Source organism: Hyphomicrobiales bacterium, from assembly GCA_030688605.1.
Classification (GTDB): domain Bacteria; phylum Pseudomonadota; class Alphaproteobacteria; order Rhizobiales; family NORP267; genus JAUYJB01.
Window position 1 is genome coordinate 15,708 of record JAUYJB010000062.1, and the last position, 12,563, is coordinate 28,270.

15 protein-coding genes are annotated in these 12,563 nt (G+C 66.2%); 5 read left to right on the forward strand and 10 right to left on the reverse strand.

Going from position 1 to position 12,563, the window contains the following annotated elements:
- Positions 1-19: 19 nt before the first annotated feature.
- The 7 genes from Q8P46_07160 to fdhD all read right to left on the reverse strand — a co-directional run bounded on the left by Q8P46_07160 (position 20) and on the right by fdhD (position 5,950).
- Complete coding sequence (locus Q8P46_07160) at positions 20-709, reverse strand: ABC transporter permease (protein ID MDP2619944.1); 690 nt, start codon at positions 707-709, stop codon at positions 20-22.
- On the reverse strand, positions 706-1,443 hold the full coding sequence (locus tag Q8P46_07165) for an ABC transporter permease (GenBank protein MDP2619945.1): 738 nt from the start codon (positions 1,441-1,443) through the stop codon (positions 706-708). Before Q8P46_07165 ends, Q8P46_07160 begins: the two co-directional genes overlap by 4 nt.
- 294 nt (positions 1,444-1,737) lie before the next feature.
- Positions 1,738-2,496, reverse strand: coding sequence for an ABC transporter substrate-binding protein (locus tag Q8P46_07170; protein ID MDP2619946.1), 759 nt, complete (start codon positions 2,494-2,496; stop codon positions 1,738-1,740).
- A gap of 110 nt (positions 2,497-2,606) precedes the next feature.
- Entirely contained in the window at positions 2,607-3,878 is a 1,272-nt protein-coding gene (locus Q8P46_07175) for a molybdopterin molybdotransferase MoeA (protein MDP2619947.1), read from the reverse strand.
- Entirely contained in the window at positions 3,859-4,392 is a 534-nt protein-coding gene (mobB, locus tag Q8P46_07180; protein ID MDP2619948.1) for a molybdopterin-guanine dinucleotide biosynthesis protein B, read from the reverse strand. Before mobB ends, Q8P46_07175 begins: the two co-directional genes overlap by 20 nt.
- A complete protein-coding gene (mobA, locus tag Q8P46_07185; GenBank protein MDP2619949.1) occupies positions 4,389-5,045 on the reverse strand; it encodes a molybdenum cofactor guanylyltransferase MobA in 657 nt (218 codons plus the stop codon). The genes mobB and mobA overlap by 4 nt, the downstream gene beginning before the upstream one ends.
- Positions 5,045-5,950, reverse strand: coding sequence for a formate dehydrogenase accessory sulfurtransferase FdhD (gene fdhD, locus Q8P46_07190; GenBank protein ID MDP2619950.1), 906 nt, complete (start codon positions 5,948-5,950; stop codon positions 5,045-5,047). The genes mobA and fdhD overlap by 1 nt, the downstream gene beginning before the upstream one ends.
- A gap of 430 nt (positions 5,951-6,380) precedes the next feature.
- Here fdhD and apbC point away from each other — a divergent pair, with 430 nt between their 5' ends.
- Positions 6,381-7,607: an iron-sulfur cluster carrier protein ApbC gene (gene apbC / locus Q8P46_07195; protein ID MDP2619951.1), complete on the forward strand. Its 1,227-nt coding sequence runs from the start codon at positions 6,381-6,383 to the stop codon at positions 7,605-7,607.
- Between the two features lie 16 nt (positions 7,608-7,623).
- On the opposite strand, the gene Q8P46_07200 is transcribed toward apbC, so the two are convergent.
- A complete protein-coding gene (locus Q8P46_07200) occupies positions 7,624-8,544 on the reverse strand; it encodes a DMT family transporter (GenBank protein MDP2619952.1) in 921 nt (306 codons plus the stop codon).
- 89 nt (positions 8,545-8,633) lie between these two features.
- Positions 8,634-9,311 carry a metalloregulator ArsR/SmtB family transcription factor gene (locus Q8P46_07205; GenBank protein ID MDP2619953.1) on the reverse strand — a complete coding sequence of 226 codons (678 nt, stop codon included), beginning with the start codon at positions 9,309-9,311 and terminating at the stop codon, positions 8,634-8,636.
- A gap of 90 nt (positions 9,312-9,401) precedes the next feature.
- Here Q8P46_07205 and Q8P46_07210 point away from each other — a divergent pair, with 90 nt between their 5' ends.
- From Q8P46_07210 to Q8P46_07220, 3 genes are read left to right on the forward strand one after another with little or no spacing between them, the layout of a single operon-like run.
- The gene (locus tag Q8P46_07210) at positions 9,402-9,626 is read left to right on the forward strand and encodes an SHOCT domain-containing protein (protein MDP2619954.1); all 225 of its coding nucleotides are present in this window, start codon (positions 9,402-9,404) and stop codon (positions 9,624-9,626) included.
- Between the two features lie 36 nt (positions 9,627-9,662).
- Entirely contained in the window at positions 9,663-10,016 is a 354-nt protein-coding gene (locus tag Q8P46_07215; protein MDP2619955.1) for a DsrE family protein, read from the forward strand.
- Positions 10,017-10,019: 3 nt separating this feature from the next.
- A complete protein-coding gene (locus Q8P46_07220; protein ID MDP2619956.1) occupies positions 10,020-11,147 on the forward strand; it encodes a cysteine desulfurase family protein in 1,128 nt (375 codons plus the stop codon).
- 67 nt (positions 11,148-11,214) lie between these two features.
- Here the strand turns inward: Q8P46_07220 and moaA are convergent, their stop codons facing one another.
- Positions 11,215-12,243 carry a GTP 3',8-cyclase MoaA gene (gene moaA / locus Q8P46_07225; protein ID MDP2619957.1) on the reverse strand — a complete coding sequence of 343 codons (1,029 nt, stop codon included), beginning with the start codon at positions 12,241-12,243 and terminating at the stop codon, positions 11,215-11,217.
- 103 nt (positions 12,244-12,346) lie between these two features.
- Here moaA and Q8P46_07230 point away from each other — a divergent pair, with 103 nt between their 5' ends.
- Positions 12,347-12,526, forward strand: coding sequence for a hypothetical protein (locus Q8P46_07230; protein MDP2619958.1), 180 nt, complete (start codon positions 12,347-12,349; stop codon positions 12,524-12,526).
- Positions 12,527-12,563 lie beyond the last annotated feature (37 nt).

Consider the following 12,563-nt stretch of genomic DNA (forward strand, 5'->3'; position numbering starts at 1 on the left):
GCCGATGGCGGGGACCTTGTCAGGGGGCCATGCGCAGATGCCGCGTGAGCCGCGTTTCCAGCCGGTCCCAGCCGCGCCGCATCGCCTCGACAATGGCCAGATAGAGCACCGCCGCCCAGAGATAGACCTCGAAATCGAACGAGCGCGCGAAGGCGAGCCGCGTGGCTCCCATCAGGTCGAACACGGTGATCACGCTGGCAATGGCCGAGACCTTGATCATCAGGATGATCTCGTTGCCGAGCGGGCGCAGGGCGGTGATGATGGCCTGCGGCAGGATGACCCTGAGATAGGTCGCAAGACGCTTCAAGCCGAGCGCCTTGGCCGCCTCCCGCTGGCCCTCCGGCACCGCCAGGATGGCGCCGCGCAGGATCTCCGCCTGATAGGCGCCGGTATTGAGCGTGAAGGTGAACACGGCGCAGAAGAAGGCATCGCGGAACAGGGTCCACAGGCCGACGGCCTCGAGTTCGGCGCGGAACTGGCCGGCGCCGTAATAGATCAGGAAGACCTGGGCCAGAAGCGGCGTGCCGCGGAAGAAGTAGCAGTAGGCGAAGGCGGCCGCGCGCAACAGCCGGTTGCCGCTGAGCCGGGCGAGCGCCATCGGCAGCGCGATGGCGGCGCCGATCAGGACCGACAGCGCCACCAGCTCGGCGGTGACCAGGACCCCATCGCCAAGGCGCGGCCCGTAGCGCAGGAACAGGTCGATGTTCATGCCGCGCCCACCCTGCGTTCGCTGCGGTAGGTCCACGCCTCGAGCGCCTGGATCGCGACGCCCGAGACCATCGACATGACGAGGTAGATCAGGCAGGCGAGGAGATAGAAGAAGAAGGGCTGCTTGCTGACGCCGACCGCGACGTTGGTCTGGCGCAACAGGTCGGAAAGCGCGATCACCGAGACCAGCGAGGTGTCCTTGAGCAGCACCAGCCACAGATTGCCGAGACCGGGCAGGGCATAGCGCCACAATTGCGGGACGATGACGAAGCGCAGGGTCTGCCAGCGCTTGAGGCCGAGCGCCTGGGCGGCCTCGATCTGCCCGGCCGAGATCGCCCTCAGCGCGCCGAGAAAGACCTCGCTGGCGAAGGCCGAGAACACCAGGCCGAGCGCGACCATGCCGGCGAGGAAGCCGCTGACCTCGACATAGGCGCCCGCGACGAACAGGTTGACCAGCGACTGCAGCAGGATCTGGCCGCCATAATAGATGATGAACAGGGTCAGGAGCTCGGGCAGGCCACGAAAAATCGTCGTATAGGCGTTGGCGGCGGCGCGCAGCGCGATGACGGCGGGCACCCGCTTTTTGGTGTCGCGGCCGAGCGCGACCAGGAAGCCGAGCACCAGCCCGAAGGGCAGCGTCGCCAGCGCCAGCCGGATGGTCAGCCACGTGCCGGCGGCGATTTCGTCGCCCCAGCCTTCGGGGCCATAGCTCAGCAGTGCGAATAGATCGGCCATGGCCCCCGCAATGGCGTTTTCATATCGCCGGCGAACGCTTCAACCGGCTCCCCAAGCCCACCTCGTCGTCCCGGACAAGCGCCGGCCAGGACCGAGCGCAGGTCAGTGCATTGATCCGGCGCGCGATCCGGGACTCAGCTTAAGCGGCGGTGCTCTTGGCACCCTCTTTTCTGGATTCCGGCTTGCGCCGGAATGACGGGGAGCTGCAGACGCCCTTGCCCTCTTCACAGCGGAAAAGGGACGACTGCACCACCGTCCTTGGCGCTTTCCCAACTCTGCCAACAGACGCCCGTCTCAGTAGATCGAGAACGGAAAATATTTGGCGTTGATCTCGGCATAGGTTCCATTGGCGCGGATCGCGGCAATCGCTTCGTTGAGCATGTCCCGCAGATCGCCGTCCTCCTTGCGCACGGCGATGCCGATGGCATCGTCCTTCACGACCGCGTCGCCGACGAACTGGCAGCAACTCCCATTTTCGCTCCTCAGCCACAGCAAGGAAGGACCGGTATCGGCGAGAACCGCGTCGAGACGGCCATTGGCAAGGTCGAGATAGGCTTCGTCCTGGGTGGCGTAGAGCTTGATGGAGGAGTCCTTGTAATTGTCCTCCAGGAAATTCGCCGAAACGGTCGCGCTCTGCGCGCCCAGCGTCTTGCCGGCGAAATCCGCCGGCGTGACGCCCGTCACTCCGGCCGCCTTGGGAGCCACGAAGGTCAGCGCGTTGGTGTAGTATTTCTCCGTGAAATCAACGGTTTGCTTGCGCTCGTCGGTGATCGACATGGAGGCGACGATGGCATCGTACTTGTTGGCGAGAAGGGCCGGGATGATGCCGTCCCAATCCTGCGCGACGAAGACGCATTCGACCTTCATCTGGGCGCACAGCGCCTTGGCGATGTCGATGTCGAAGCCCTGCAGTTCGTTGTTGGTGTCGACATAGTTGAAGGGCGGGTAGGCGCCTTCGGTGCCGATACGGACCGTCGTCCAGTCCTTGGCGGCGGACGCCCCGGCAGAGAGCGCCAGGGCCAGGACGGCAATTATCGTCTGTTTCGTCTTCATGGCTTTTCCTCCGCAGTTTTCCGCGCCCGCTCCGAGGGTTTACGCGGGTTGCCTTACAGCATTGTTCCACCAATCCACCGGCCGATGCAATCGCCAATGGCCGGTATCGATCAGTAGCCGCCGAAGCCGTCGAAGGGGATGAAGGCGACCGGGTCGCCGGGGGAGACCGAGATGACCTCCTCGGCGATTTCGATCAGCCCGTCGGCGGCGCGCAGCGAGGAGACGAGGCCCGATCCGTCGCGCGGATATTTGTCGATCGTCTGCCTTCCCGCGGCGTCGGCGACGATCATGCCGCGCAGGAATTCGCGCCGGTCCGGCTTCTTCTTGATCGAAAAGGCAGCGGGAAGGAGATAGCGCCGCGGCTCGGGCCAGTCGGCGCCGGAGCGGCGCAGCAACACGGGGCGCACATAGAGGAGAAAGCAGACCATCACCGCGACCGGGTTGCCGGGAAGCGCAAAGAACAGGCACTCGTCGATCTGGCCGAAGCCCATCGGGCGGCCCGGCTTGATGGCGAGCTGCCACATGTGCAGCTTGCCCATTGCCTCGACCGCCTTGACGACGTGATCCTCATCGCCGCGGCTGGCGCCGCCGGAGGTGACGATCGCATCGTGCTTGCCTGCGGCGTCCGCAAGCGCCGCGGTGACCGCATCGCGCCGGTCGGTCAGCACGCCGAGGTCGTTCACCTCGGCCCCTATGGTTTCGAGCAGCGCGCGCAGCAGATAGACGTTGGAATCGTAAACCTGACCCTCCGCCAAGGTATGGCCGGGGCGGACGATTTCATCGCCGGTCGATACGATCGCGAGCCTGAGCCGCCTGTGACACGCGATCTGGGCCGTTCCCGTCGAGGCGATGGCGGCAAGGTCCTGCGGGCGCAGGCGCCGGCCGGGGCCGATCAGCACCTCGCCGGCGGCAAGGTCCTCGCCGGCCTTGCGGCGGTTGGCGCCCTGCTTCAACCCTTCCGGGATGACCGCGACCTCGTCTCCGCCCGCATCCTCGAGCGTCACGTCCTCCTGCATCGCCACTGTGTCGGCGCCCTCGGGCATTACGGCCCCAGTGAACACCCGCGCCGCCGTTCTCTCGGCGATCGGGCCTGAGCCCGGATGGCCGGCGGCGACGCGACCTGAGATTTTCAGCCGCCCCTTGGCGGCGAGATACTCGGCATGGGAGAAGGCATAACCGTCGACGGCGGAATTGTCGAAGGCCGGCACCGGGCGCGGCGCGCGGACCTCCTCCGCAAGCACCCGGCCGACCGCGTCGGCGAGCGCCACCCGCTCAGTCGCGGAAAGCGGCGCGATACGGCCCTTCAGCAGCGCCAATGCCTCGTCGTGGCGCAGCCGGTCCTTGTCGTGCAGAAAACAGTCGTCAAGAAGCTTTGGCGGCACGGGGCGCCCCGATCTTGAGGTAGCCGAGGATGAAATCGGCGATCGCCGGGACGTCGTCGAGATCGAAGACGGGCAGGGCGCCTTCTTCGACCGCGTAATCGGCGGCGATGGCGACGATATTGGCGACGCCCGCCGTCAGCGGCTCCTGGCTCTTCGATTGCAGGCGGCGGAGTTCGAGCTTCGGATGGGCCTCGCGTTTATAGCCCTCGATCAGCACCAGATCGACCGGGCTCAGCCGCGCCAGGATGTCCTCGAGCCGCGGCTCTTCGGCGCCGGCAAGCTCGTGCATCAGCGCCCAACGGCGGGCCGATACGATCGCCACCTCGCACGCGCCGGCCTTGCGGTGGCGGAAGCTGTCGGTACCCTCCTTGTCGACGTCGAAACCGTGATGGGCGTGCTTGACCGTGGCGACGGCAAGCCCGCGGCCGGTCAGCTCGGCGAGCAGCCGCTCGGTCAGGGTCGTCTTGCCGGAATTCTTCCAGCCGGTGATGCCGAACAGGGGAGACCGGGTCACGCCGCCATTTCCTGCAGGATCGCCTCGGCCACTTTCATGTCGTCGGGCGTGTTGGCGTTGAAGAACGGGTCGAGCAACTCGCCGGCGACCGAAAAGCCGGGAAATTCGACTTCGACCATCTCATGCCGGTCGACCCAGGCCAGCACCTTGCGGTTTTCGCCCTGGGTCAGCCACTGGCGCAGATCGTCTGCGAGCGCCACCGGCCACAGCCCGAACACCGGGTGCAGATTGCCGCCCGATTTGGCGAGCGCGATCATGGTCTCGTGATGGCCGGCCGCGGCGACGAAGCGGGAAACGAGGTCGCCGGGGAAGAACGGCGTGTCGGTCGCAGCCGTGACGATCCAGCGCGCCTCGGGCGCGTTGTCGACTGTCCAGTCAAAGCCGGCGAGCACGCCGGCGAGCGGTCCGGCAAAGCCGGCGACCGGGTCGGCGACGACCGGCGGAGCAAACGCCGCGAACCGTTCGGGATCGCCATTTGCGTTGAGGACGATCCGCCCGACCTGCGGCTCGAGCCGCTCGATGGTGTGCGCCAGCATCGTCCGCCCGCCCAGCATTTTCAAAGACTTATCGCCGCCGCCCATGCGCCTCGACAGGCCGCCGGCAAGAGCCACGCCGACGGTCAACGCGCGCCATTGCGAGACCGCCCCGGCCATCACGCCTCCTCGGGCTCCGGCAGGCTCGCCTTGCGCCGGTGCTTGGCGTCCTCCTCGCCGGCCCCGCCCGGATCGGCGTCGAAGACGATGCGGCTATCGCCGGAAAGCGCCACGAAGCGGTTTCCCCGCGCCCGCCCGATCAGCGTCAGGTTCGCCTCCCTGGCGAGCTCCACACCCCAGGCGGTGAAGCCGGAGCGCGAGACGAGGATCGGGATTCCCATCTTCACTGTCTTGATGACCATCTCCGAGGTCAGCCGGCCGGTGGTGTAGAAGATCTTGTTCTCCGCCGCCACGCCGTTCAGGAACATGAAGCCGGCGATCTTGTCGACGGCGTTGTGGCGGCCGACATCCTCGACATAGATGATCGGCATGTCCTTTTTGCACAGCACGCAGCCATGGATCGCGCCGGCCTTGAGGTACAGGCTCGGCATCGTGTTGATCTTTTTCGTCAAGGAATAGAGCCAAGAGGTCTTGATCACTTGATTTTCCGACAACTGGACGTCGGCAAGGCTTTCCATCAGATCGCCGAAAACGGTGCCCTGGGCGCAGCCGGAGGTGCGCACCTTCTTCTTCATCTTCTGCTCGTAGTCGGTGCGCCGCTTGGTCCGCACGACGACCACATCGAGGTCGTCGTCATGGTCGATGCCGGTGATCTCGTCATCGGCGCGCAGCATGTTCTGGTTGAGCAGATAGCCGACCGCCAGCATCTCCGGATGGTCGCCGATGGTCATCATGGTGACGATTTCCTGCGAATTCAGGAACAGCGTCAGCGCCCGCTCGGTGACCACCGACGTGGTCACCGGCGCGCCGGTCTGATCGATCCCCTCAACGCTGCGCGACAGGCGCGGATCGTCCGGATCGGGGCCGATTGACAGTTCCTCGGTCTCTTTCTTGCCGGCGGACATGCTGCCGTCCGTTACCGTTTCTCTCGCCAGATAGATGCATCTTGATAGCGGTTGCGCAAGGGTTAGGGCCTGCTGACAGTTATCTTGCGAGGTCCGGTTTGAGCGAAATCGGTGCGAGGCCAGGAGCGAGGACGATGGACATGCGGCGCATATTCGAGGACGAAGGACGCCGCCTCGCGCCGATTGCGCCAAATCCCTTAAGGGACGGGGCCCATTTTCCCGCCTACGGCGTCGCAGACGCCTTGTGGTGGGAAGGCACCACGGCGGCTCCTGCTTCTGGCAGGCGGAAAAATTGCCTCCCGCCCGACCCGCAACATAACTGTCAGCAGGCCCTCACCGGCGCAAGTGGTTTGACCGCGAGCTTCCTTCCGTGAGAATAGTTCGTCAGGAAAGCATCGGACACCGGCGAAGGGGTGCGGAGAGGATTTGCATGAGTGAGGTGACCAAGGAGCAGGTTCAGGACCAGCTCAAGCGCGTCAAGGGGCCCGATCTGAAAGACGATATCGTCGCGCTGGGAATCGTGTCCGATGTCGTCATCGCCGACGGCAAGGTCTATTTCTCCATCTCCGTCGACCCGGCGCGGGTCGAGGAGCTCGAGCCGATGCGCCAGGCGGCGGAGAAGGTGGTGAGCGACATTCCCGGCGTCAGACAGGTGCTGGTCAGCCTCACCGCCCACGCCGGCGCCGGCGACGGGCGCGCACCGGCCGGCAGCCCGGCCGCCTCCCCTCTCGCCAGTCCCTTCGCCGGGACCGGGGCAAAGGGTGGAAGGCCGGCCGGTCGCGGCGACGTACCGCCGCCGATGGCGTCGCAGGCCGCGCGTATCGAGCAGTCGGCGCGGCAAAAGCCCGGCGTTCCCGGCGTCGACGCCATCATTGCGGTTGCCTCCGGAAAGGGAGGCGTCGGAAAGTCGACCACGGCGGCCAATCTGGCGCTCGGCTTCCAGGCCAACGGGCTCAGCGTCGGCGTCCTCGACGCCGACATTTACGGCCCCTCGATGCCGCGTCTTCTCGGCGTTTCCGGACGCCCCGAGGCGGTCGGCGGCCGGGTGCTGAAGCCGCTCGAAGGCTATGGCATGAAGGTCATGTCCATGGGCTTCCTGGTCGAGGAGGACACGCCGATGGTCTGGCGCGGCCCCATGGTCATGTCGGCGCTGACCCAGATGCTGCGCGAGGTCGCCTGGGGCGATCTCGACATTCTCGTCGTCGACATGCCGCCGGGCACCGGCGACGCGCAGCTCACCATGGCCCAGCAGGTGCCGCTGGCCGGCGCCGTCATCGTCTCGACGCCGCAGGACCTCGCCCTCATCGACGCGCGCAAGGGCATCAACATGTTCCGCAAGGTCGATGTGCCGATTCTCGGCATCGTCGAGAATATGAGCTATTTCCTGTGCCCGCATTGCGGCGAGCGCTCGGACATTTTCGGCCATGGCGGCGCCCGCAAGGAGGCGGAAAAGCTCGGCGTCGAGTTTCTCGGCGAGGTGCCGCTCGACATGACCATCCGCGAGACCTCCGATTCCGGCCGGCCCGTCGTCGTGTCGGACCCCAAATCCGCCCACGCCATGGTCTATCGCGACATCGCCGACAAGGCCTGGGCCGAGATCGAGCGGCTCAAGAGCGCGCAGGCCGCGAGCGCCCCGCGCATCGTCATCGAGAGCTGAAGGCCGCAAACCCTCGCTACTGATTTCGCGCCGCCGCGCGGGCGCGGCGCCTGAACCGCGCCTCGCGCTCGAAGGTGTAGATGCCGGCGGCGACGACGATGGCGATGCCGACGAGCGTCGCGGGGCGCGGCACGTCGCCCCAGACGAGATAGCCGAGGATCAGTGCCCACAGGATGATCGAGTAGCGGAACGGCGCCACCGCCGAGACTTCGCCCGAGCGCATGGCCATGATCCCGGTCAGATAGCCGCCGACCAGACAGACCGCGGCACCGGCGAGCAGGGCAAGCTCGCGACTGGAGACGGCGATCCAGTCCTCCGATAGTCCGAGGCCGGCGCCGGCGACCGCCACCGCGACGGCGGAAACGGCTGTGACTGCCATCGAAGGCAAATCGCGGGCGATCCATCGGGTGGACAGGTCTCGCAGCACGATGAAGGCGATGGCGGAAAGCGCCAGGAGGGACGCCCAGTTGAAGCCCTCCATTCCCGGCCGGATGATCAGCATCGTCCCGAAAAAGCCGAACGCCGCCGCCGACCAGCGCCGCCAGCCGACCGCTTCGGCAAGGAACAGAGCAGAGGCCGCCGTGGCCGCCAGTGGCACCACCTGCAGGATGGCGGTGGCGTTGCCGATCGGCATCGCCATCAGCGCGCTGAGATAGAGCAGAGTGGAGCCGATCTCGCCGACCGTCCGCCACAGAACCGCCTGCTGCGCCAGCCGCCGCCAGTTGGCGAGAGCGCCGGAAAGCCCCGCCCAGGCCAGCACCAGGCCCGACGCCATCAGCCCGCGAAGAAAAACCACCTGGCCGACCGGCAGATTCGTGCCGGCGAGCTTGATCATCGCGTCGTTGAGGATGAACAGCGCCATCGCCGCCAGCATGGCGAGGATGCCGCGCAGATTGTCCTGCGTCGCGGCCGTTTGCGGCGGAAGCGTCAGACGCACATTATTATTCCACGCAAGGGGCGGTTAACGCTTCAAGCCGTCAGTCTCATTCGAGGAACCGCAAGCTCAAAGCATCCCGCTGATCATCGTTATGGCGTCATTTCCTGTCCGACGCTGACGTCGAGTCCGCGGGCGCGCCATTCCGGAAATCCATCCTCGAGCCGGCGCGCCTTGAACCCGCGTTCCCGCAACAGCGCCACCGCCTCGTAGGACAGCACGCAATAGGCGCCGCGGCAATAGGCGACGATGTCCTGTGCGGGGTCGAGCTCGGCGAGCCGCGCCTCCAGCTGTTGCTGGGGAATGTTGACGGCGCCCGGGAGATGGCCGAGCGCGAACTCGTCGGCGGGACGCACGTCGAGAACCGTGACCAGCCCGGCGCGCGATCGTTCGAGCAGCTCTTGTCTGGAGACCGGCTCCATGCCGTCGCGCGCCGCGAAATAACCGCGCACGATCCGGTCGACCTCGGCAACGTTGCGCTCGGCAAGCTGCCGGAGCAAGGCCATGAGCGCGAGGACGCTCTCATCGCCGAGACGGTAGAGCACATATTTTCCGTCGCGCCGCGAGGCAGCGAGACCCGCCCGCCTGAGCTGATGAAGATGCTGCGAAGCGTTGGCGATCGACACGCCGACCCGCCCGGCCAGCGCCTCCACGCTGCGCTCGCCCTGCGCCAGATGTTCCAGCATTTCCAGCCGGTGGGGATGGCCGAGCGCCCGCGCCACGGCGGCGAACTGGCTGAAAAGCGCGAATTTGGGAGCAGTCGTTGACACGCACGAGGGCTTTCGATATGTAATTCAATTGATTGTTTGAATACTATCACAGCTGACCTCTGTCAATCGTGGCGGCGAGGTGACACGACCATGATGAACAATATGTTTGGCTTCGGGTTCGGCGGCGGTCTGTTCATGATCCTGTGGTGGGGCCTCATCATCGCCGCCATTGTCGTGCTCGTCCAGTGGATCATTTCGTCCTCGCCGCGCGGCGAGACGCGGCCGGATTCATTGGAAATCCTGAAGGAGCGCTATGCCCGCGGCGAGCTGAGCCAAGAGCAATTCGAAACCATGCGGCGCGAGATTGGGCGATAGCCGTGCCGGCGACCGACGTCGCCAAGGAGAACTGCGGTGAAAACCCTGTTGATTCTCAATGATCCGCCCTACGGCACCGAGCGCTGCTACAACGCGCTGCGGCTCGCTCATAGCCTCCTCAAGAACGATCCCGAGGGTGCGGTGACGGTGTTCCTGATGGCCGATGCCGTGCTCGCCGCCAAGGCGGGGCAGAAGACGCCGAACGGCTATTACAATATGGAGCGCATGCTCAAGCGCGTCATCGTCGGCAAGGGGCAGGTGCTGCTGTGCGGCACCTGCATGGACGCGCGCGGCATCGGCGACGGCGACATCGTGGCCGGCGCGCGGCGCAGCAGCATGGACGAGCTTGGCGCCGCGACGCTTGCCGCCGACAAGGTCCTGGTGTTCTGAGCCATGCGGCGCATCTATCTCGACCACAATGCCAGCACGCCGCTTGCCCCCGAAGTGGCGGCGGTCATGCGGCGCGCGATGGAAGATGGTTTCGGCAATCCGTCGAGCCCGCATTGGGCCGGTGCGCCGGCGCGCGAAATGGTGGAGCAGGGCCGGCAACAGGTGGCCGGCCTGCTCGGCTGCGCGCCCGAGGAGGTGGTGTTCACCAGCGGCGGCAGCGAATCCAACAATTTCGCGCTTAAAGGCGCCTTTTTCGCCCGCGCCGGCAAGGCCGCGCACATCGTTACCACACGGATCGAGCACCCGGCGATTCTCGCGCCCTGCCGGTTCCTGGAAGAGCTCGGCGCGCGGGTGACCTATCTGCCGGTCGATTCAGCCGGCCGCATCGACCCGGACGATCTGCGCAATGCGATCGCCGCGGACACCATCCTGGTCAGCGTGATGCATGCGAACAACGAGGTCGGCACGATTCAGCCGATCGCCGATTGCGCGGCGATCGCCCGCGAGCACGGCGTCCTGTTCCACACCGACGCGGCCCAGTCCGTGGGCAAGATCCCGACCCTGGTCGGCGGCCTCGGCGTCGACCTCCTGTCGATCGCCGGCCACAAGGTCTACGCGCCGAAGGGCATCGGAGCGCTCTATGTGCGAAAGGGCGCGACCTTGGAGCCTCTGATCCACGGCGCCGCTCACGAGGGCGGCCGCCGCGCCGGAACCGAGAGCGCCATGCTGACGGCGGCGCTCGGCGCGGCCTGCGAGCTCGCCGCGGACCTTTCCGGTATGGAGCGGGTCGGGGCGCTGCGCGATCGCTTCTGGACGGCGCTGAAGACCCACTTCGGCAGCCGCGTCGTGCTCAACGGCGATCCCGAGATGCGCCTGCCGAACACGCTCAACGTCTCGTTCGTGGGCCGCGTCGGAGCCGACATTCTCGCACGACTGGACGGCGTGGCCGCCTCGACGGGTTCCGCCTGCCATGCCGGCCGCATCGAGCTTTCCCCGGTTCTGCAGGCGATGGGCGTTGCGCCCGAGGTTGGCATGGGCGCCATCCGGTTCAGCCTCGGCCGAACGACGACGGAAGAAGAGATCGACGCCGTCGCCGCGCGTCTCTCCGGCATTCTGCTTCAGTCCGCTTGATCGGACGGCACCTTGCCGGTCGAACCGAATTGCCCTGTTAAATTGATTCCCTACAATCGGCGAACGCTCAGCCCCCTGTCACGTTCATGTGGCGGGCGACCGCCGGGCGCCGGTTGCGCCGGTCGATGACGAAGTCGTGGCCCTTGGGCTTGCGCGAGATCGCTTCGTCGATGGCCGCATAGAGAAGGTCGTTGCCTTCCGAGGCGCGCAGCGGCGCGCGCAGGTCGGCGGCGTCGTCCTGGCCGAGGCACATGAACAGCGTGCCGGTGCAGGTGACGCGCACGCGGTTGCAGGATTCGCAGAAATTGTGGGTCAATGGGGTGATGAAGCCGAGCCGGCCGCCGGTCTCCTTGATCGCGACATAGCGGGCCGGGCCGCCGGTCTTGTAGGGGATGTCCTCGAGCGTGAAGCGATCGAGAAGCTCGGCGCGCACCTGCGACAGCGGCAGATACTGGTCGACGCGGTCGGCGTCGATGTCGCCGAGCGGCATGGTCTCGATCAGGGTCATGTCGAAGCCGCGCCCATGTGCCCAGCCGATCATCTCCTCGATCTCGCCCTCATTGACGTCCTTGAGCGCGACGGTGTTGATCTTGATCTTCAGACCCCCCCGTTCCGCCGCCTCGATGCCCGCCATCACTTGTTCGATCTCGCCCCAGCGGGTGATGGCGCGGAACTTTTCCGCATCGAGCGTGTCGAGCGAGACGTTGATTCGACGCACGCCGCAGCGATAAAGCTCTTCGGCATACTTCGGCAGCTGGCTGCCGTTGCTGGTCAGCGTCAGCTCCTCGAGGTCGCCGCTGTCCAAGTGGCGGGACAGGGAGCGGAACAGCGACATGACGTTCTTGCGCACCAGCGGCTCGCCGCCGGTCAGCCTGAGCTTACGCACCCCCTTGGCGATGAAGGCCGAGCACAGCCGGTCCAGCTCCTCCAAGGTCAGAACGTCCCTCTTCGGCAGGAAGGTCATGTTCTCGGCCATGCAGTAGACGCAGCGGAAATCGCAGCGGTCGGTCACCGAGACGCGCAGATAGGTGATGCCGCGCCCGAAGGGATCGATCATGTCTTGCGGCGGCGCCGAAGCGGCAGACAGAAAATCCATACACGCCTCCTCCGGGATCCTCGCCGCAAACCAAACACTCGCCGCCCGGCCTGCCGCCGGCGGACTAGAGCGGTTCATGGTTATAGGGAACCATTTGACCGGGATGATTTTGCGCCGTGGCCAGGCGCGGCTCGCCGGGCGATGCGGTGCATCGGCCAACAGCCGCAACACCGCCACGGCGCAAAAGAACCCGGCCTGCGGTGGGCCAAATCGGCCCACCGGGTTCGTTGCGGCGCTCGCCCGATATCCCGTATCGCGCGTCGCGCCACGCCTGCCCGGATGAACCGATTTGGCCCATCGAATCGATTCCCTATAACCAT

What these genes read in the sequence shown, in the direction of transcription:
- fdhD (MDP2619950.1), bottom strand. Translation starts at nt 5,950, where the DNA reads ATGTCCGCCGGCAAGAAAGAGACCGAGGAACTGTCAATCGGCCCCGAT.
- Q8P46_07165 (MDP2619945.1), bottom strand. Translation starts at nt 1,443, where the DNA reads ATGGCCGATCTATTCGCACTGCTGAGCTATGGCCCCGAAGGCTGGGGC.
- moaA (MDP2619957.1), bottom strand. Translation starts at nt 12,243, where the DNA reads ATGGATTTTCTGTCTGCCGCTTCGGCGCCGCCGCAAGACATGATCGAT.
- Q8P46_07230 (MDP2619958.1), top strand. Translation starts at nt 12,347, where the DNA reads ATGATTTTGCGCCGTGGCCAGGCGCGGCTCGCCGGGCGATGCGGTGCA.
- Q8P46_07220 (MDP2619956.1), top strand. Translation starts at nt 10,020, where the DNA reads ATGCGGCGCATCTATCTCGACCACAATGCCAGCACGCCGCTTGCCCCC.
- apbC (MDP2619951.1), top strand. Translation starts at nt 6,381, where the DNA reads ATGAGTGAGGTGACCAAGGAGCAGGTTCAGGACCAGCTCAAGCGCGTC.
- Q8P46_07170 (MDP2619946.1), bottom strand. Translation starts at nt 2,496, where the DNA reads ATGAAGACGAAACAGACGATAATTGCCGTCCTGGCCCTGGCGCTCTCT.
- mobA (MDP2619949.1), bottom strand. Translation starts at nt 5,045, where the DNA reads ATGGCCGGGGCGGTCTCGCAATGGCGCGCGTTGACCGTCGGCGTGGCT.
- Q8P46_07210 (MDP2619954.1), top strand. Translation starts at nt 9,402, where the DNA reads ATGATGAACAATATGTTTGGCTTCGGGTTCGGCGGCGGTCTGTTCATG.
- Q8P46_07160 (MDP2619944.1), bottom strand. Translation starts at nt 709, where the DNA reads ATGAACATCGACCTGTTCCTGCGCTACGGGCCGCGCCTTGGCGATGGG.